The organism is Fictibacillus arsenicus, from assembly GCF_001999465.1.
Classification (GTDB): domain Bacteria; phylum Bacillota; class Bacilli; order Bacillales; family Fictibacillaceae; genus Fictibacillus; species Fictibacillus arsenicus.
In genome coordinates this window covers 811568-831122 of sequence record NZ_MQMF01000001.1, presented here as the reverse complement: position 1 = coordinate 831122, position 19555 = coordinate 811568, and the positions used below count along the sequence as shown (strand labels likewise).

The 19555-nt window shown below is 40.1% G+C and carries 18 protein-coding genes; 14 read left to right on the top strand and 4 right to left on the bottom strand.

The annotated features are described in order from the left end of the window. The first annotated feature begins 304 nt into the window (after nucleotides 1–304). The 6 genes from hpf to UN64_RS04100 all read left to right on the top strand — a co-directional run bounded on the left by hpf (nucleotide 305) and on the right by UN64_RS04100 (nucleotide 6374). Nucleotides 305–859, top strand: coding sequence for a ribosome hibernation-promoting factor, HPF/YfiA family (gene hpf / locus UN64_RS04125; RefSeq protein WP_077359967.1), 555 nt, complete (start codon nucleotides 305–307; stop codon nucleotides 857–859). A gap of 120 nt (nucleotides 860–979) precedes the next feature. Then, nucleotides 980–1462 (top strand): DinB family protein, encoded by a 483-nt coding sequence (locus UN64_RS04120; protein WP_245801954.1) that lies wholly within the window; start codon nucleotides 980–982, stop codon nucleotides 1460–1462. Between the two features lie 121 nt (nucleotides 1463–1583). Further along, on the top strand, nucleotides 1584–2363 hold the full coding sequence (locus UN64_RS04115; RefSeq protein WP_077359964.1) for a hypothetical protein: 780 nt from the start codon (nucleotides 1584–1586) through the stop codon (nucleotides 2361–2363). Beyond that, the gene (locus UN64_RS04110) at nucleotides 2360–3589 is read left to right on the top strand and encodes a glycosyltransferase family 2 protein (protein WP_077359962.1); all 1230 of its coding nucleotides are present in this window, start codon (nucleotides 2360–2362) and stop codon (nucleotides 3587–3589) included. The genes UN64_RS04115 and UN64_RS04110 overlap by 4 nt, the downstream gene beginning before the upstream one ends. Beyond that, nucleotides 3586–4605, top strand: a complete 1020-nt coding sequence (locus UN64_RS04105; RefSeq protein WP_077359960.1) for a hypothetical protein — start codon at nucleotides 3586–3588, stop codon at nucleotides 4603–4605. Before UN64_RS04110 ends, UN64_RS04105 begins: the two co-directional genes overlap by 4 nt. A 143-nt stretch (nucleotides 4606–4748) precedes the next feature. Further along, nucleotides 4749–6374: a long-chain fatty acid--CoA ligase gene (locus tag UN64_RS04100; protein WP_077359958.1), complete on the top strand. Its 1626-nt coding sequence runs from the start codon at nucleotides 4749–4751 to the stop codon at nucleotides 6372–6374. 379 nt (nucleotides 6375–6753) lie between these two features. On the opposite strand, the gene cspC is transcribed toward UN64_RS04100, so the two are convergent. Both cspC and UN64_RS04090 read right to left on the bottom strand, forming a co-directional pair. Then, nucleotides 6754–6954 (bottom strand): cold shock protein CspC, encoded by a 201-nt coding sequence (gene cspC / locus UN64_RS04095; RefSeq protein ID WP_077359956.1) that lies wholly within the window; start codon nucleotides 6952–6954, stop codon nucleotides 6754–6756. 151 nt (nucleotides 6955–7105) lie between these two features. Further along, nucleotides 7106–7699, bottom strand: a complete 594-nt coding sequence (locus UN64_RS04090) for a hypothetical protein (RefSeq protein WP_077359954.1) — start codon at nucleotides 7697–7699, stop codon at nucleotides 7106–7108. A 209-nt stretch (nucleotides 7700–7908) separates the two neighbouring features. On the opposite strand from UN64_RS04090, the gene secA reads away from it, so the two are divergent. Together secA and prfB are read left to right on the top strand one after the other, a co-directional pair. Next, the gene (gene secA / locus UN64_RS04085) at nucleotides 7909–10425 is read left to right on the top strand and encodes a preprotein translocase subunit SecA (RefSeq protein ID WP_077359952.1); all 2517 of its coding nucleotides are present in this window, start codon (nucleotides 7909–7911) and stop codon (nucleotides 10423–10425) included. A gap of 128 nt (nucleotides 10426–10553) precedes the next feature. After that, a protein-coding gene (gene prfB / locus UN64_RS04080) for a peptide chain release factor 2 (RefSeq protein ID WP_242611818.1) occupies nucleotides 10554–11652 on the top strand; the annotation gives its coding sequence in 2 pieces (ribosomal slippage) (nucleotides 10554–10616 and nucleotides 10618–11652; 1098 coding nt in all). 348 nt (nucleotides 11653–12000) lie between these two features. Here prfB and UN64_RS20775 read toward each other — a convergent pair. Next, nucleotides 12001–12153, bottom strand: a complete 153-nt coding sequence (locus UN64_RS20775; protein ID WP_171978789.1) for a hypothetical protein — start codon at nucleotides 12151–12153, stop codon at nucleotides 12001–12003. A 356-nt stretch (nucleotides 12154–12509) separates the two neighbouring features. Between UN64_RS20775 and UN64_RS04075 the strand changes: the two genes are divergently transcribed. The 3 genes from UN64_RS04075 (at nucleotide 12510) to tatC (ending at nucleotide 15201) form a co-directional block, all read left to right on the top strand. After that, on the top strand, nucleotides 12510–14141 hold the full coding sequence (locus UN64_RS04075) for a PhoX family protein (RefSeq protein WP_245801953.1): 1632 nt from the start codon (nucleotides 12510–12512) through the stop codon (nucleotides 14139–14141). A 30-nt stretch (nucleotides 14142–14171) separates the two neighbouring features. Beyond that, nucleotides 14172–14357, top strand: coding sequence for a twin-arginine translocase TatA/TatE family subunit (gene tatA, locus UN64_RS04070; protein WP_066292809.1), 186 nt, complete (start codon nucleotides 14172–14174; stop codon nucleotides 14355–14357). Nucleotides 14358–14454: 97 nt separating this feature from the next. Then, nucleotides 14455–15201: a twin-arginine translocase subunit TatC gene (gene tatC, locus UN64_RS04065; RefSeq protein ID WP_425590094.1), complete on the top strand. Its 747-nt coding sequence runs from the start codon at nucleotides 14455–14457 to the stop codon at nucleotides 15199–15201. Between the two features lie 37 nt (nucleotides 15202–15238). On the opposite strand, the gene UN64_RS04060 is transcribed toward tatC, so the two are convergent. Next, nucleotides 15239–16222 carry a nuclease-related domain-containing protein gene (locus UN64_RS04060; RefSeq protein WP_171978788.1) on the bottom strand — a complete coding sequence of 328 codons (984 nt, stop codon included), beginning with the start codon at nucleotides 16220–16222 and terminating at the stop codon, nucleotides 15239–15241. A gap of 422 nt (nucleotides 16223–16644) precedes the next feature. Here UN64_RS04060 and UN64_RS04055 point away from each other — a divergent pair, with 422 nt between their 5' ends. The 3 genes from UN64_RS04055 to ftsX all read left to right on the top strand — a co-directional run bounded on the left by UN64_RS04055 (nucleotide 16645) and on the right by ftsX (nucleotide 19547). Beyond that, complete coding sequence (locus UN64_RS04055; RefSeq protein ID WP_077361130.1) at nucleotides 16645–17508, top strand: YitT family protein; 864 nt, start codon at nucleotides 16645–16647, stop codon at nucleotides 17506–17508. Between the two features lie 469 nt (nucleotides 17509–17977). Continuing rightward, nucleotides 17978–18664, top strand: coding sequence for a cell division ATP-binding protein FtsE (gene ftsE, locus UN64_RS04050; protein WP_077359946.1), 687 nt, complete (start codon nucleotides 17978–17980; stop codon nucleotides 18662–18664). Continuing rightward, on the top strand, nucleotides 18654–19547 hold the full coding sequence (ftsX, locus tag UN64_RS04045) for a permease-like cell division protein FtsX (RefSeq protein WP_077359944.1): 894 nt from the start codon (nucleotides 18654–18656) through the stop codon (nucleotides 19545–19547). The genes ftsE and ftsX overlap by 11 nt, the downstream gene beginning before the upstream one ends. Nucleotides 19548–19555: the final 8 nt, after the last annotated feature.

The window sequence follows — 19555 nt, the reverse complement described above, 5'->3', positions numbered from 1 at the left end:
CAAAGCATTAATGACCAAACATTAGATCCCGCCTGTATTTTGCAGGCGGGTTTTTATTTTGCTTTGAGACGATAAATAATTTTAAAATAGCGATCTTTGTGTACAAAGTAATGAACTTCTTTAATTTAATTATTTTATTATGAAATTCTATTCAAATTCCTTTATATCTAAAGTTGTATTGAGTCGCTATATTAAGAAAATGTCGAGATTGTAAAGAAATTGTCAACATATTTTAAATGTTACGGAGGAATTCTTTTAGGGTACATAGAAATATATATACATCACCGAAAGGAGGAGTTAAGTTATGCATTTTAACATTCGCGGAGAAAACATCGAGGTGACCGAAGCCATTAGGGCTTACGTGGAGAAAAAGGTAACTAAACTCACAAAATACTTTAACGAAACTCCGAACTCTGAAGTACATGTCAATTTGAAAGTGTATAACAATGAACAATCCATTGAGGTTACGATACCGATGAAGGGACTCTTGCTTCGTGCAGAGGAACGTCATTTGGATTTATACGCTGCGATTGATTTGGTGGTAGAAAAATTAGAGCGTCAAATTCGTAAACACAAAACAAAAGTAAACCGCAAATTTAGAAATGCTGAAGGCACAAAGCACATGTTTGCTAACGGAACAGAAGGTGTATCCACTGCTCTGTTAGAGGAAGAAGATGACTTCGAGATTGTCCGTGAAAAACGGTTCGACTTTAAACCGATGGACACAGAGGAAGCGATCCTTCAAATGGGCTTACTGGGCCATAACTTCTTCGTTTATAATAATGCCGAAACTGGTGAGATGAACGTCGTGTACAGACGTAAAGACGGCAAATATGGACTAATTGCTGGGGATATGTAACTTAATAAAAAAATGATGAAAGCACGCTCTGCATAGGGCGTGCTTTTTTGTACGGAGAAGGGATTTTCGAACATTTAAGCGAAAAAAGTAACTAACAGAGAAATGAAGGAGGTTATTAAGTTGAGAAATGAAATTTTATTAAAACAGCTCGCTGCATTCCGTCATAATACACTCAGCGCAGTTGAAGGAATAACAGAAGAGGAATCGGATTTTGTGCCTGAGGGCTTCAACAACAACATTCGCTGGAACTTAGGGCACATTTATTTGGATCAATATGATTGGCTATATCATAAAACGCGTGAGGATAATCCTGCGCCGCGTCACTATCGCGAGCTATTCGGTTACGGAACGAAGCCGGAGAACTGGCAGCAGACGCCTCCAACACTTGAAGAACTGCGCAATCGTTTGATGGAGCAGGTTCAGTTTATTGAACAGGAATTCGGTCACCGGCTTGATCAGGAGTTAGATGAACCGACTGAACTTGGCATGAATACCTTTGCGGAAGTGTTGCCGCGAACGTTTTATCATGAAGGTCTGCATATGGGAACGATCATTGCGATCCTTAAAGCAATTGATTTACAAAAGACATGTAGAAAAATATAGTGAATAGTTGCTTCCTTATGGGAGCTTTTTTTATATAAGAAATTAAAACTAAATAATACAAAATATGATAAAATTATCCTAGGTAAATTCGACTAATACGATATATGTATAAGGGGTTCTAATGAAAAAATATTTAGCAACTATTGTTATGCTGTATATCAGTCTTATATTTTTTATTACCGGGATAGCTTTTTTTGCAGATGGAAATTTGTACGTAGTTGACTTAATAATTGTTATTTCTTCAGTTGTAATAATGGGACTGTTAAATGGAACCAAGAACTTTTTGTACATATTAACAATTAGTCTTATTTTAGGTTTTTGTTTTTTAATTTACAGTTTTGTCATACAGAGTAGTCAGTTACTACAAATTGATCTTATCGTTCATCATTTATTCGTAACAATTTCCCTGATTTTTCTATGGTTATTCTTTAATCAAATAAAAAAAATTCACGAAGAAAACATACAATTACATACAAGAATTACAGAGCTGAAAAGGTTCGAACAAACTCCAGGTTTGTTGTACTTTCCAGAGTTTATTATCCGTGCAAATGTCATTCTAACTGGCACAAAGAGAAGAAATGAAACATCGCATTTAATTAAAATTGCACCTAATGTTTCAAGTGAAATCTTTGATTCTGTTTTTTATTTGTTAATGGAGTGTGCACTACAAGCAATCCGCGCAGATTATGATTTAGTTACAAAAAAGGATCAATCTTTAATTATTTTCCTCCAAAATACTGACCAATCAGGATGTAAGATTGTATTGGATAGATTATTCTTACTTTTACGACCAAAAATAAACTTATTGAATTTACCTTTTAAATGGGAAGAAATCAAAATGGCTAGTAGTCTAGAAGAATCATTGGCAGAACTTGATAATAAATGGAGGATTAACAATTGAAGATAATACTATTGTTAATAATGATTTTCTTTTGGGCGCTTCTAATTTTTTATTCTGTTTTAACAATTTGCGGGGTAAAAGAGAGGTTAAAAACAAAAAAGAAGTTCGTAATACAAACATATCCTTCCGTAGCTGTATTGATACCTGCTCATAATGAAGAGGTTGTTATTCAAGAAACTTTGAAAGCAATGGTTAAACTCTATTATCCAGGTCAGTTAGATATTTTTGTTTTAGATGATTCTTCGATTGATAGAACTGAAGAAATTGTAAAGTGTTTTAGTAATATGTTTTCAAATATCCATTATATTAAAGTGCCGAATGGATATCCAAAAGGCAAATCACGTGTGTTAAATTATGGTTTGTCGATTACCTTTTCTGACTATTTTCTTGTATATGATGCTGATAATCAACCAGAAAAAAATGCAGTTACAGAGCTTGTACATGCAGCAGAAGAAACCAAGGATTCTGCAGGTGCAGTAGGGTATGTCAGAACTATTAATTCTGAACGGAATTTGCTTACAAAAATGATTTCTATAGAGTTCCAAGTCTTCCAATTACTTATGCAAAGTGGAAGATGGAATTTGTTTAAAACAGGTTCTTTAGCTGGAACAAATATGTTATTAAAAAGATCTGTGATTGAAGAACTAGGTGGTTACGATCCTTACGCTTTAGCAGAGGATGCTGAGTTAACTATTCGTATTACAGCAATGGGGAAAACTCTACCAGTAGTATCTACATCACAGACTTGGGAACAGGAACCAGAAAAACTATCAATATTTATTAGGCAACGAACAAGGTGGCTTACGGGGAATATTTATTTATTAGAAAAATCATTTAGAGAGATTTCCTATTGGAAAGGTAAAACATTTATACATAGTATCCAACATACACTTACATACTTTTTATTTGTAATATTATTATTATTTTCTCATGTTTGGTTTGTATTAGGTTTATTGGGATTAGAACTTCCTAACTTTTCATCCCCTTTATTATTATTTTGGTTTATGAGTTATATAGTTTATACGTCGCAAGTTTTAAGTGCTATGGTGTTAGATCGTAATATATCCCCATTCAATATATTTGTTGGATGTATTATGTATTTTACTTATGCTCAACTATTTATTGTTCTCTTAATGAAGAGTATTTTTTCTTATGTAATAAGTAGGGTTAAAAAGAAAACAATTACGTGGGATAAAACTGTTCGCTTTAGAGGAGAACCAATGTGAGAAAGTATAGATATTATTTATACCCAATTTCATTGTTTTGTCTAATTATTACATTTATTTTGTTGGTAAATAATAATAAACCTTCCGATAAAACAAATATTATTAACCAGTATTATTTAACTAATAATAGTCTTGTTAAAAATTACGGGAGATCCAATGACCTGGAGTTTTTAAGTGAAAGTATGGGCCTATACCTGGAGTATCTGCTACTCATTGAAAATGAAAAAGAATTCAATAAAATCTTTAATGTCTTTGAATCTAAATTTATATTAAAAAAAGATGGATTATACCATATTAAATGGCGGTTAGAAGACTATCAATCTACAAATGCATTAATAGATGATCTCCGTATAATACGTGTACTTAAAGAGGCTAGTGTTATTTTTGACAATAGAAACTTCTTGGAAATTGCAAATAAACTAAGTAATAGCCTTACTTTTACACATATGAATGGCGGATATTTTACAGATTTTTATGATTGGAATTACAAACAACATGCTAATGAACTTCATCTAAGTTATATAGATACAGAGGCTTTAACCCAAAGTAGTCAAAATATCGATTTTCAATCATTACAACAAAAGGGGAATGACGAAACCTCTCCTTTTTTTCTAGAGGTACTACGAATACAAAAAAATAAATATGAGCCTGCAAATCCACTAACTGTTAATATGATTGATCAGATGTTAATTGCTATACAAGTACTAAAGATAACTGATCAACCACCGTTTAAATTTGATCAATGGTTAAAGTCTGAATTACTAAATAATAAAAAAATATATGGTCAATATAAAAGAGATAGTTTAGTACCTCTAGATTTTAATGAGTCGAGCGCTGTTTATTCATTATTAACTTTGTATTTTTTAGAACAAAAAGATAAACAGTTAGCCAAAAAATCATATGAATTATTAAGAAGACAATTGCCGCTTCAAAAAGAACCAAATTATGAGGAGATTCACTTTTTTGATTTTATTCATTCTGTAATTGCGGATTATAAATATAAAAACCAGAAATAACTATAGCTTCTAATTTGATAATACAAAACCCTCCAAAAAATGTGTTTCCAATGCAGGATTTCCTCCTAGGTAAGGTGAACTAGTTGAGTAGTGATAGCGCTTACAACATTGGATTTGTTTATATTAAAGGAGGAGTAGCAGTTATGATGATGAATGTGCCATTTCGAGTAACGAGTATGATGGAGCATGCGGAACGTTATTTTGCTAAAAAAGAAGTAACGAGCCGCACAATGTCAGGGATTCGCAAGTTCAGTTACCGGGAAATCGGGGAACGGACCCGCAGGTTGTCGAGTTCGCTTAAGCGGCTTGGTGTTCAAAAGGGTGAGCGCGTTGGTACGCTCGCATGGAACCACCACCGCCACCTAGAAGCATATTTTGCCATCCCGGGTGTGGAGGCTGTACTTCACACGATTAATATCCGACTTTCCCCTCAGCATATCGCATACATTATCAATCATGCCGATGACCAGATTTTATTGATCGATCAGGACATTCTTCCTCTTGTTGAAGCCATAAAAGACCATATTCCGAACGTAAAAGCATTTATTTTAATGACTGATGAAGATGAGCTGCCAAAGTCACCGCTTCAGCCGCTTTATCATTATGAAAAACTTCTAGAAACAGGTGACCCAGCTTATGAGTTCCCTCAAAATATTGATGAGAACGACCCTGTTGGAATGTGCTATACGTCTGCAACTACTGGAAATCCAAAAGGTGTAACGTACACGCACCGCTCGACTGTACTTCACTCCATGTCACTCGGACTTGTTGATGGCGGTTCTGTTTCAGAAAGTGATGTTTGTATGCCGGTTGTGCCGATGTTCCACGTAAATGCTTGGGGACTTCCGTATGCGGCAACCTGGTTCGGTACGAAACAAGTGATGCCTGGACCGAGATTCACGCCACAGCTTTTAGCGGAACTGATCGAGATGGAAAAAGTAACCTTTGCGGCAGGTGTACCAACGATCTGGATGGGTCTTCTACAAGAACTCGAGCAGAAAAGTTATGATACTTCTAGTCTTAGAGCTGTTATTTGTGGGGGATCAGCTGCGCCTAAAGGAATGATTAAAACGTTCCAGGAAAAACATAACATTCCGTTCATGCACGCCTATGGAATGACCGAAACGAGTCCGCTCGTAATTGCAACGCGTCTGAAAACTTATCAAATGGATTTGGACGAAGAAACGAAATTAGATTACAAAGCAAAACAGGGCTATGTAGTCCAAGGTGTTGAGATGAAAGTAATCGGCGCGAACGGTGAAGTGAAGTGGGACGGTAACGAGATGGGTGAGTTGCTGCTCCGCTCCAACTGGATTGCTGATGAGTATTATAACGATGACCGGACGGAAGGGACCTTTGTCGATGGCTGGCTTTATACCGGAGATGTTGTAACCGTTGATGAAGAGGGCTTCGTGAAGATTGTAGACAGAACGAAGGATCTGATCAAGAGCGGCGGGGAGTGGATCTCGTCGGTAGATTTAGAAAATGCGATCATGGCTCACCCGGATGTTTTTGAAGCATCTGTTATCGCGGTTCCGCACCCAGAATGGCAGGAGCGCCCGCTAGCGTGTGTGGTCTTGAAACCTGAAGCAAAAGGAAAAGTGCAAAAAGAAGATATTATGGAATATTTGAAGCCGCAATTTGCGAAGTGGTGGATTCCAGACGATATCGTGTTCATGGAGGAGATCCCGAAGACATCGGTCGGGAAGTTCTTAAAGCGAACATTACGTGACCAGCTGAAAGATCATTATATGACACCGGCTACTTAAGAAAAAAAGGCATTGCTCCCATCCAGTTTGGAGGCAATGCATTTGTAATAACACTATTAAAGTACTTAGTATGTTATACTAGGTATAACCTTTAATGCATTAAATTTTTTATTTTACCTGTACCATGTCCCTGCTCAACTTTTTGAGCGGGGTTTTTTATTTATCATTTTGAGCACTTTTGTTTTTGAGCCCCTTCATTGACAAGTTGATTGGAGCGCAAGGTGCGAGACTCCGGCGGGCTCACCGCACGCCCCGCGGAAAGCGAGCATCTTGGAGCGGAAATCAACCCTTTCAAATTCCAACAGTTTACGAAAACAGCTTTTTCAAAACAACAAAAAAACAGACCCAAAAGAGGGTCTGTTCATATAATCATATAAGATTATGCTTTTTGAACGTTAGCAGCTTGAGCTCCACGAGCACCTTGCTCAACTTCAAAAGTTACTTTTTGACCTTCGTCTAAAGACTTGAAGCCATCAGTTTGGATTGCAGAGAAATGTACGAATACGTCGTCTCCGTTTTCGCGTTCGATAAATCCAAAACCTTTTTCTGCGTTAAACCATTTTACTGTACCTTGTTCCATGTTTGTTGCCTCCTAGTGCGTTACCACACAATGTATTACTATCCTTGCCCAAATCTATTCTCAAGAAGAAAATTATATTTCAAACTATTGATTACACCGAACAAAAATAACTAGATTTATCATAACAGCTATTTTATAAAGTTGCAAATCATCAATGTGCTTTCTGAAACCATTCCCACGTTTCGGTTACTTCCCAATACACACCATCTTGTTTATAGCCGTTCAGTGTAATATCAAGATCATGAAAAATGCGGTGAACTCCTTTTAGCGGTTCAACACTATCAGATTTCATGCTTGAATCTATTTTTATAATGGCAGTTTCCATATCAGCTTTCAATGGGCCAGACACGAAAGGATAGATTTTGTTTTGTATATCTTCCTTCACATCCATCAGTTCTTCCTTATTTCTAGCAATACTATAGTTATTCCAAGCATTAAACCCTAGTTCGCGGTTCCAGAACTCATGCATGACATTAATCCGCCGCCGGATTTCCGTAACGGGAACTTCTAAAGTGGGCTTGTAGATCGAAGTACCGCTCGTTTTTTCCGCATCCATCACTTCTTCATTTGAAGGAAGATCAAACTCTGATGCTGATTTTGTACCAAAAAGCTCATAATACCCCCACGTTCCGAGACCCCCAATAATAAAAAAGCTCAAAACAAGCGTCAGAATAATTGTTTTGTTTTTTTCGCTGCGCACCTTTTGTTCGCTGGCGCTATTCCTTTCTAACTCCGCTTTTTCCATTAAGAACCTCCCAGCAACCTTTTTATTATTTTACCAAAATTTAGGTTTTGTGTCTTCTTAAACTATAGAAAATTTCACATAAATAGGAATTAACATACTAGTGGATGCTACAATTCAGATGAAAAGATTTGGGATTTCTTGTGGCTCGTTTCACAAACTGGTAGAATAGAAGTGGTATATAATTCTCGAGAACAGGGAGCGTTTATCGGATGATTAGCATTTTGAAAAAGATTTTTCCAAGTTCCAATGATCGGACGCTAAATAGATATGAAAGAATCGCTGAAAAAGTAGAAGCGTTAGCAGAAGAGTTTAAAGCGTTAAACGATGAAGCTCTTGCAGGTAAGACGGCTGAATTTAAAAGCCGCATTGAAAAAGGCGAGTCTTTAGATGACTTGCTGCCAGAAGCATTTGCGACTGTGCGCGAAGCGTCAGCTCGTGTATTGAACATGCGCCATTATCCCGTACAGATTATGGGTGCGGTTGCACTTCATGAAGGTAATATTGCTGAGATGAAAACCGGTGAAGGTAAAACGCTCGTAGCGACCATGCCGGTCTATTTGAATGCGCTTGACGGAAAAGGCGCTCACGTTGTAACCGTCAACGAATATTTGGCTCGCCGTGACTCTGAAATCATGGGGCCGTTATACAATTTCTTAGGTTTGACGGTTGGACTAAACGTTTCTGACCTTTCAAAAGAGGAAAAGCGTGAAGCGTATGCGGCAGATATCACATATGGTACGAACAACGAGTTCGGCTTCGATTATCTGCGTGACAACATGGTGGTTTACAAAGAGCAAATGGTTCAGCGCCGCAATTTTGCGATCGTCGATGAAGTTGACTCCATCCTAATCGATGAAGCGCGTACCCCGCTGATCATTTCTGGCTCTGCACAGAAATCTACCCAGCTTTATCAGATGGCAAACATGTTTGTGCGCCAGCTGAAAAAAGATACGGATTATACAGTAGATGAAAAGACGAAGAACGTACAGCTGACGGAAGAGGGAATCAATCGTGCTGAGCAGATGTTCTCGATTGATAACCTTTATGATTATCAGCATGTAACACTAAATCACCACATCAACCAAGCGTTAAAAGCGAACATCATCATGCAACGCGATGTGGATTACGTTGTTCAAGACGGCGAAATCGTAATCGTTGACCCGTTCACAGGACGTTTGATGGCTGGACGCCGTTACAGCGACGGACTTCACCAGGCGATTGAAGCGAAGGAAGGTCTTGAAATCCAGCGCGAGAGCATGACACTTGCGACGATCACGTTCCAGAACTACTTCCGTATGTACAACAAGCTTTCGGGTATGACAGGTACGGCGAAAACGGAAGAAGAGGAATTCCGCAACATTTACAACATGGATGTAATCGTGATTCCAACGAACCGTCCGATCGCACGTGATGACCGAGCAGATTTAATTTATAAAACGATGCAAGGGAAGTTCAAGGCGATTGCCGCTGAAATCGAAGAGCGCCATAAGACTGGCCAGCCGATTCTTGTTGGTACGGTTGCCGTTGAAACATCTGAATTGCTTTCACAGCTTTTAACAAAGCGTAAAATTCAGCACAACGTCTTGAACGCGAAAAACCATGAGCGCGAAGCAGAGATCATCGAAAACGCGGGTCAGCTTGGCATGGTTACAATCGCGACAAACATGGCCGGTCGTGGTACGGATATCAAGCTTGGCGAAGGTGTTATTGAAGTTGGAGGTCTGCACATTTTAGGTACAGAGCGTCACGAATCACGCCGTATCGATAACCAGCTTCGTGGACGTGCTGGTCGTCAAGGAGATCCAGGTTCATCTCGTTTCTACATCTCTATGGAAGATGAATTGATGAAACGTTTCGGTTCTGATAACTTGATGACGATGATGGAGCGTCTTGGCATGGATGAAGATACTCCGATCGAGTCTAAAATGGTTACAAAAGCTGTTGAATCTGCACAAAAACGAGTGGAAGGTTCAAACTTCGATGCTCGTAAGCAGCTTTTACAATATGATGATGTTATGCGTCAGCAGCGTGAGATCATCTACGCTCAGCGTCAGGACGTACTGGATGCTGAGAACTTGAGCGATATTGTACTGCGGATGATCGATTCTACAATCGACCGCATCGTAACGGTTCACACGCCTGAATCGGAAGTTCAGGAAGAGTGGAACACGAAAGAAATCACGGATTATGTGAATGGGGTGATGTTCACAGAGCCTGTGTTTACGGAAAAAGATTTCTACGGTCTAGATCGCGAAGAAATCATCGAGAAGATCCAAACGAAAGTTCATGCGGCGTTTGCTGAAAAAGAAAAGCAGCTGCCTGCAGAGCAGATCGCTGAATTCCAAAAAGCGGTTATCCTTCGTTCGGTTGACAGCAAGTGGATGGATCACATCGACCAGATGGAACAGCTTCGTCAGGGGATTCACCTTCGTGCTTACGGCCAGACAGATCCGTTGCGTGAGTACCAGTTCGAAGGCTTCGAGATGTTCGAAGCGATGGTTGCTGCGATCGAAGAGGAAGTTACGACTTACATTCTAAAATCGCAGATCGAACAAAACATGCAGCGTGAACAAGTGGCTGAAGGTAAAGCTGTCGTTCCAAGCGACAAGGCTGAAGCTTCTAAAAAGAAACCAGTACGCAAAAAGCAGGACATTAAGCGTAACGATCCATGTCCTTGCGGAAGCGGTAAAAAATACAAACAATGTCATGGTGCTGAGCAGGAATAATTCAGTTCTGTGAGTGAAGAGAGTCTCTTCGGGGCTCTCTTTGCGCATGTTTTCAGCCCAAAGAATTTTTTACATTCAATAGCATACGTTAAAAAGTAGCTACAATCATAAAATGAGGTGCAGAGATTATGGATTTAGTAGAAGTAAAGCAAGAACTCAACGTTATTGAAAAACGTATCAACGACTTTAGGGGGTCTCTTTGACCTCGATGCAAAAAAAGCACGCATTGCTGAACTAGACGAACAGATGAGTGCACCAACGTTTTGGGATGACCAAAATGCAGCACAAGTTGTTATTAATGAAGCGAACGGATTAAAAGAGCAGGTAAATGAATTCGAGGAACTGGCTTCTTCCTATGAAGACCTGGAAATCGCACACGAGCTTGTGAAAGAAGAAGCAGATGCTGACATGCAAAAAGAGCTTGTTAAAGATACAAAAGAACTGATCGCAAAACTGAACGACTTCGAGCTTCAGCTTTTATTAAACGAACCTTACGATAAAAACAACGCGATCCTGGAACTTCACCCAGGTGCGGGTGGTACGGAATCTCAAGACTGGGCGTCCATGCTGCTTCGCATGTACACTCGTTATGCTGAGCGCCAAGGCTATAAAGTGGAAACACTGGACTATCTTCCTGGTGACGAAGCTGGTGTAAAATCCGTAACGTTGAGCATTAAAGGGCATAACGCATACGGCTATTTGAAGGCAGAAAAAGGGGTTCACCGTTTAGTTCGTATTTCGCCGTTTGATTCGTCAGGCCGCCGTCATACATCATTCGTTTCATGTGAAGTAATGCCTGAGATCACGGATGATACCGAGATCGAAATCCGCACAGAGGATTTGAAGGTCGATACGTACCGTGCGTCAGGTGCGGGCGGTCAGCACGTTAACACGACGGATTCTGCCGTTCGTATTACACATACACCAACGAACACGATTGTTTCCTGTCAGACAGAGCGTTCTCAGATCAAGAACCGTGAACGTGCGATGAAGATGTTAATGGCAAAGCTTGTTCAGCGCCGTTTGGAAGAACAGCAGGCACAATTGGCTGAAATCCGCGGCGAACAGAAGGAAATCGGCTGGGGAAGCCAGATCCGCTCATACGTTTTCCACCCGTACAGCTTAGTAAAAGACCACCGTACAAACACTGAGGTAGGTAACGTGCAATCCGTAATGGATGGCGAGATCACGCCGTTTATTGATTCTTATCTACGTTCTAAACTGTAAAATGCTTACGGTTCTTATTGCTTTTTATCTTTAAGACTTCATCTGCAAGTTGATTGGAGCGCAAGGTGCGAGACTCCTGGGGGATCAGCGTGCCAACTACCTGAATATTCTTCTCGCAGGGCATGCGACGAGGAAGCTCGCTTCGTTAGGAGTTGCTTTTAGACGCAGGAGCACACATGCTTCATTGAGACTCCTATCGGCGTAAAGCGACGAGTGGGCTCACCGCACGCCCCCCCCCCCCGGAAAGCGAGTACCTGGAGCGGAAATCAACCACTCTTAGTTGTAACGAAGCTTACAAAAACAGCCAAATTTAAAAAACTTCCGAGCCCCATGCTTCGGAAGTTTTTTTTAGTCTAATTTTGTGAGAGCATTCTTTGTAACAAGGTCAATCTTATTTTGCTGCCCCTTTTTTGCAATCTCCACATTCCCATTCTCGTAAATCCACACCACTTGGTACTCAACACCTTTATAAACGACACGACTTCCTACTTCTATATCCATCGCTTCACCTCAATAAAAGTACCTTATGGTTAATTATACCTATAAACAGAAGGAAGTATATTGGGAAAATCATAGGATGCTGATATCATTTAGCGTTACATTTATAAAGCTATTTTCCCAACTTAGAAGTTTTACAAACGATACCTTCATGTGTAGATATATTTTTTTAAACAGTTGTTCAATGGTTAATCCAATGCTATCGCAAACAGTTCGGAATTTTTGACCGCCTCTTCACAATTTTTAGAAAAATCTAGAAAACCTTAAACATTTGTTTAAATGCCCTACATAGTGGCTTAACAATTCCGCTTTATCCTTAAAGGTGCAAGATAAATTATTGGTCCTAGGGGGAAAACGGAGTGGAAAAGAAACCATTGGATAGAAGAACCTTTTTAACGTATTTAGGAACAGGGGCAACAGCACTTGCAGCAGCAACTTCTGGTTTAGGAGTGCTAACAGACAAAGCGAATGCTCAATCAGACAGCTTAATGCGCATGAAGCCTCGCAAAAAAGGATTTAAGTTTCACCCGATCGCACCAACAGATAAAGACGACCTAGTTCTTCCAAAAGGTTATAAATATGAAGTAATCGCATCTTACGGTGATGTGATCAATAAAAAAGGCGACACATTTGGATTCAACAACGATTTTACAATGTACTTTCCGATCGAGGACTCAAGCGAACACGGTTTGCTTTGGGTGAACCATGAATACACGAACCCTTTATATGTAGAAGGCGAAAAAAATGGCGACAAATATACCGCAGCTCAAATCGAAAAAATGCTATACAACCAAGGCGGTTCCATTATTGAAGTTCAAGTTAAAAACGGCAAGTGGACGCTGAACAAAGATTCTGAACTTGCACGCCGTGTAACAGGTTTAACACCTTTCGCGTTGACGGGGCCAGCTAAAGGAAACGCTGCCGTATCTGGAGCCACTTCTGTACAGGGAACATTTGCGAACTGTTCAGGCGGACGTACACTTTGGAACACGGTCATGTCATGTGAAGAAAACTATGAAGATACTTCAGAAGCGGCTGGTTTAGACCAAACTCACTACGGCTGGGTGATTGAAGTAGACCCGTTCGACCCGAATTTCAAAGTAAGAAAGCACACAGCTCTTGGCCGCTTCAATCACGAAAATGCGAGCATGGGCCTCGCGAAAGACGGACGCGTAGTCGTTTATATGGGTGACGATAAAAAAGATGCGTGCGTGTACAAGTTTGTGAGTAAAGGTAAGTATGTGGAAGCGAAAGGCAAAGAAAACAGCAAGCTTTTAGAAGAAGGAACACTTTACGCAGCTGATCTGCAAAAGAGCAAGTGGGTAGCAATAACGATTGAAGCTGTTCGTGAAAAAGCAGCAGGAAACGCTGAACTTCTAGAAAAGTTCAAAACACAAGCTGATGTCGTTGTGAATGCACATGACGCTGCCATCTTACTAGGCGCAACACCAACAGACCGTCCGGAAGATGTTGAGATTTCACCACTAGATCAAACAGTGTTCATCGCACACACAAACAATGATAAGCACGGAAACATTCACGGACACATCACACGCTTTTTTGAAAAAGACGGAGACCATGGCGCAGAGGAATTCGACTTTGAAATCTTTGCAGCTGGCGGACGCCAAAGTGGATTCAGTGCACCAGATAACCTAACGTTTGATTCAAACGCGAACCTTTGGACCGTAACTGATATTTCATCCAGCAAACTGAACTCTGCTGCGTGGACGAGTTTCAAAAACAACGGCATGTTCATGATTCCGACAGTCGGTCCAGACAAGGGAGTTGCATTCCAGTTCGCATCAGCTCCAAAAGAAGCAGAATTGACGGGACCATCTTTTACACCAAATGAAAGAACACTATTCCTTTCTGTGCAGCATCCAGGTGAGGAAACAGAAGATAAAGCAAATCCGACAAGCACATGGCCGCAAGTTCGCGGAGGCAACCAACCGCGTCCATCAGTAGTGGCGATCACTGGCTTTAAGTTTTAATGAGTAACAAATTCTAAGGAGGCGATCCACATGGGTTTTACTAACATCGGAGTACCAGGCTTGATTCTGATCTTAATCATCGCGCTTATCATCTTTGGGCCATCAAAACTGCCGGAGATCGGACGCGCATTCGGAAGCACGCTTCGTGAATTTAAGAGTTCTGCAAAAGATTTAATGTCTTCTGATGAAAAAGAAGAAAAACCGCAGTCAAAATAATGAGATTTAGTGAGGGAAGATGCGGGCCGCAATAGCAAGCTTGCATCTTTTCTTCATTAAAAAGAGGAAGGAGGCAAAAGTTGTGAAACCAGAAGAGATGTACTTTGTGGAACATCTGGGTGAACTTCGAAAACGGATCATCATAACGCTCGCTATGTTCATGACGGTTCTCGCAGTGTCCTTTTTCTATGTGGAGCCGATCTACAGCTGGCTGATTCGCGATCTGGACCAGCAGCTTGCGGTCCTCGGACCAAGTGAAATTCTTTGGGTCTATTTCATGATATCCGGCGTAATTGCGATCGCACTCACCATTCCGGTTGCTGCTCATCAAACGTGGATGTTCATTAAGCCGGCATTGGATAAAAAAGAACAAAAGGTGACGCTGTCGTACATTCCCGCTTTGTTTCTATTATTTTTGCTAGGGTTGTCATTTGGCTATTTCGTGGTTTATCCGATGGTGCTAAACTTTTTGCTCGGACTATCTGAAGGGAACTTCCAAACCTTTTTCACATCGGAAAAATATTTCAAGTTCATGCTGAACTTGACACTGCCGTTTGGATTTCTGTTTGAGATCCCGCTCGTGGTGATGTTCCTGACTTCACTCGGAATCATCAATCCTATTATGCTGGCAAAAGCACGTAAGATCTCATACTTTGCACTCGTCGTCGTGGCCGTGTTGATCACACCGCCAGACCTTGTGTCAGATTTTCTCGTGGTGATACCGCTTCTCGTCCTGTATGAGATCAGCATCATGCTATCAAGGTGGGTGTACCGAAAGAAGCTTGTAGCTGAACGTTTAGAGGAACAGGAAGAAAAAGTTGTACAGATGAAAAGACCTTCATAATAAATAAGGAGCGGAGTGTCCAGCAGCCACTCCGTTTTTATTCGTCTAAAAGGGGTTTTAAGTCGTACTTAAGCGATTTTGTCGATCCAGAGTAAGGGAGATAAAGTGCCTTAAGTAAATGATAGGCTTGACTGCTGGTTGGAAGATTGAGAAAATCCTTAAACTCTTTATTTGTAATTTCAGTTGAGATCAACAGGGCATAATCTTTTAAAGCATGGATGTGAGCATCTTTATAATATTGATTGCAATTTATACAATACCAGCTTCTTTTTGTTCGTACTAAAGTAATATGCTCACAATCTAAACACAGCACACCTTTGATAAGTTCGTTTTTATCAATCTTAAACAGACTACAAACATCAGGATTATAAGGTGTGTGCAGTTTTGTAAGAACCCTGCTAACTTTTTTGATATCTTTTTTAGACAGCACTTCTTTCGCATGTTTTCTATTCAGATCATCAAACTTCCATTTTAAATCACCACTTTTAATCACTTTATTAATAGCTTCCTTATGACCGGGTGCGCTTTCAACAAGCGTTTTAGGATTGGTAATTACAACTAATGCTTCTATTGGAATAAACGGAACTTTGTTATGCAATAAAATTTCTGATAAGTGGTAAGCTTGTCTTTCTGTTTGTTGAATTGGATCATCAAATGACTCTTTTCTGCCATCATTTAATCTAATAACCTGTGAAAAGAGATTATCAAAGTAAATATGCCCTGCGATATTTTTAATTTCTAATATGAGAAAAAATTTTGAAGTAATAATAAGGGTATCAATCTGAAAATAATAATCTTGATGAAGAATTCTAATGTTATGGAGGAATTTAACTCCTTCTTGGGGGAGATAACGATAAAAATAATCCATGGAGAGTTCTCCACGTATACCAGCCATCTGTTTTGCGAGAAATTCCTCTACATCTTTTCTTTTAAACTGCTGAAGAGGTATTCTTTTTAATAAAGTGTTCATTTTTTTTATCAAAATAGGAGATTTCCGCTTATTATTTTCTATACCATCCAACTCCTTTCAAATGTAAATAGATAATGCCGCATTCTTACGTTTTAGTAAAAAGCCAGTTTACCCGAAAAGTTAGCAGTTAGTTGATAATCCCACGGAAAAGACAATTAATCCCACGTTAAATGGATTAATTCCTGGCTTAATTTTGAGAATCCCACTTAAAATGAAATATAACCACGAGTCGACACTCTACGACAAAATCGAGACTCCCCATAGTTAAACAAAACAACAAAAACGACCGAACTGGCCCCGCCAGTTCGCACCTATTCAATTTCCCATCCATAAATCACCCACTTCACCCCATCACCGCGGCACTAAGGTCTCATTTACAAGGGCATACTAGGCTTGGTATACTTTTTGCGTTTGAAAGAAATCTGAAATTCCTTATGAAAGTTTGAGGTTTATAGACAGCTATGATGATGGCAATGAGAAAAAGACGTGGTGGAATCTTGCACCCGACAGTGGAACTTATTTTAGAATATATTTATGTTGTAATCGGCTCAGGGCTTGTGGCTCTGGCATTCTCGGTGTTCCTGCTACCTAACGAAATCGCTTCGGGTGGAGTGAGCGGTATCTCAACAATCCTATACGGACTCTTCCAATGGAAACCCTCTTATGTGCAGTGGAGTCTCAACATACCGCTGTTCATCGCAGGACTTTTCTTCCTTGGAAAAAGATTCGGCGCAAAAACGCTTGTCGGAACACTTGTGCTGCCATTCTTCGTTTTTATCTTTGAAGAGTGGGGAGCGGCTACACAAGAACCCCTCTTAGGTGCGATCTTCGGTGGTCTTGGAATCGGTGCGGGACTTGGGATCGTGTTCCGAGGAAAAGCATCAACAGGGGGAGTGGACCTCCTCGCACAGATCATCCACAAATATATCGGGGTCTCACTCGGTACGATTATCCTATTTATTGACGGAACGATCGTACTTGCATCAGCTTTTATCTTCGGAATCGAACAAGCACTTTACGCGCTAATCGCGATGTTTATTACTGCAAAAACGATCGATGTTGTGCAGATTGGACTGGGGACGTCAAAAATGGCGCTTATCATTTCTGATCAAGAAGAAGAGCTGCGTCAAGGCATCCTTACTCACATCTATCGCGGTGTTACGAAGATCAATGCATTTGGCGGTTACACGCAGGATGAGCGGCCGATGCTGATGGTCGTTGTTGCACAATATGAAGTTACGAAATTAAAACAATATGTAAAAAGCGTTGATCCTTCAGCCTTCGTAATCGTTGTAAATGCGAATGAAGTACTTGGAGAAGGGTTCAAGCGCGGATAATCACCCATAATTCCATAAGTCGAATCTTGCCAGCCGTTGACACACACGGCTGGCTTTTGTATGTTTTTGTAGGACTTATGACATAAATCAGCCGTTCTTACTACAAATTCTGTAATATAAACCGATGTTATGTACCGTATGCACAGTACAAAAGTGCCTAATTTTCATTTCGATGGTCGACTTTAGCCACCGAATGTCGAAAAGTTTACTTGCAGGTTTTATGTGATTGTGAAGGATTTCAGCGAATCGTGTCGTATTTTAACTATCACAGCAACAAGAAAACACGACCAAGGTCCCTTGTTTGAGACAAGATGAAATACAATTGTAATAAAATTGTCAGTTCGAGATGTTATAATAGTTATTGCGGAAAAAAACTGACATTTATCGCGTGATTGTCGAAAAGACTTTATAAATAGATTGTTGATTGATTAGGGAAATATTTTTTGGGGTAGTAAGGAAGTGATTTAGTTTGATAGAAATGATTGATGTTTGGAAAACATACCCGAATGGTGTTATGGCATTAAACGGGATTGACGTCTACATAGAGAAAGGTGAATTTGTTTATGTAGTTGGACCCAGTGGTGCCGGAAAATCTACATTTATAAAATGTATGTATCGTGAAGAAAAGCCGACACAAGGATCTATTATTATAAACGGTACGAACCTTGCGAAGGTAAAAGAAAGACAGATTCCAAAAGTCCGCAGAAAAATGGGCGTTATCTTCCAGGACTTTAAACTTTTACCGCGTTTAACGGTTTACGAAAACGTAGCGTTTGCGCTGGAAGTTATTGAGGAAACACCAAAAGTGATCAGAGAACGTGTTATGGAAGTTCTTGATTTAGTTAAGTTGAAAAATAAAGCCCGCATGTTCCCGGATGAACTATCCGGAGGAGAACAGCAGCGTGTATCGATTGCGCGTTCTATCGTGAACCGGCCGCCAGTTGTCATTGCGGACGAGCCTACGGGGAACCTGGATCCAGAAACCGCGTGGGAAATCATGGACATTTTTAAAGAAATTAACGACCGTGGCACGACAGTTGTCATGGCGACTCACAATAAAGAAATCGTTAATACAATCACAAAGCGCGTAATTGCCATCGAAGGCGGCCGAATTGTACGTGATGAGGCGAAAGGGGATTACGGCTATGAAGATTAGAACAATAAAACGTCACTTAGTAGAAGCATTTAAAAGCATGGGACGAAACGGCTGGATGTCTTTCGCTTCGATCTCTGCAGTAACCGTAACACTGCTATTAGTAAGTGTATTCTTGGCGATTCTATTGAACATCAACCATATTGCCAGTCAAATAGAAGATGATGTACAAATCAGAGCTTATATTGAAAGAACAGAGAAATCCGAGAACTATGATGCCTATCAAAAACAGCTCGAGAACCTTGAAAAGGTAAAATCAGTTAAGTATCAGTCAAAAGAAGAAGGGCTAGATGAATTAATTGAAAGTCTTGGAGATGAAGGAGAAGCATTTTCTTCACTAAAAGATGAGAACCCGCTTCGTGATGCTTTTATCATCTATACGGACAAACCGCAAGATACGGCTGCGGTAGCTAAAGAAGTAGATAAACTTAAATTCGTAAATAAAGTTGAGTATGGACAAGGGACAGTTGAAAAACTCTTTAAAGTTACAGATGCTGCCCGAAACGTTGGAATCGTGCTCGTTCTAGGACTCGTATTTACAGCGATGTTCCTGATCTCAAATACTATAAAATTAACCATTGTTACGCGTCGCCGCGAGATTGAAATTATGAAACTTGTTGGTGCGACAAATGGATTTATCCGCTGGCCGTTCTTTATTGAAGGATTTGCATTAGGTGTTATGGGCGCTATCCTTCCAATAATCGTAATTGCAGTAGGATATCAAGCGATATTTGACATCGTAAACCAAAAGCTTGGGACAGTGTTTATCGAGCTGCTTCCAGTAACACCGCTTATTCCTCAGTTGTCATTGTTGATGCTGCTGATCGGCGGAGTTATCGGAGTATGGGGAAGCTTGACGTCTGTTCGTAAGTTCTTAAAGATTTAATAGATCGC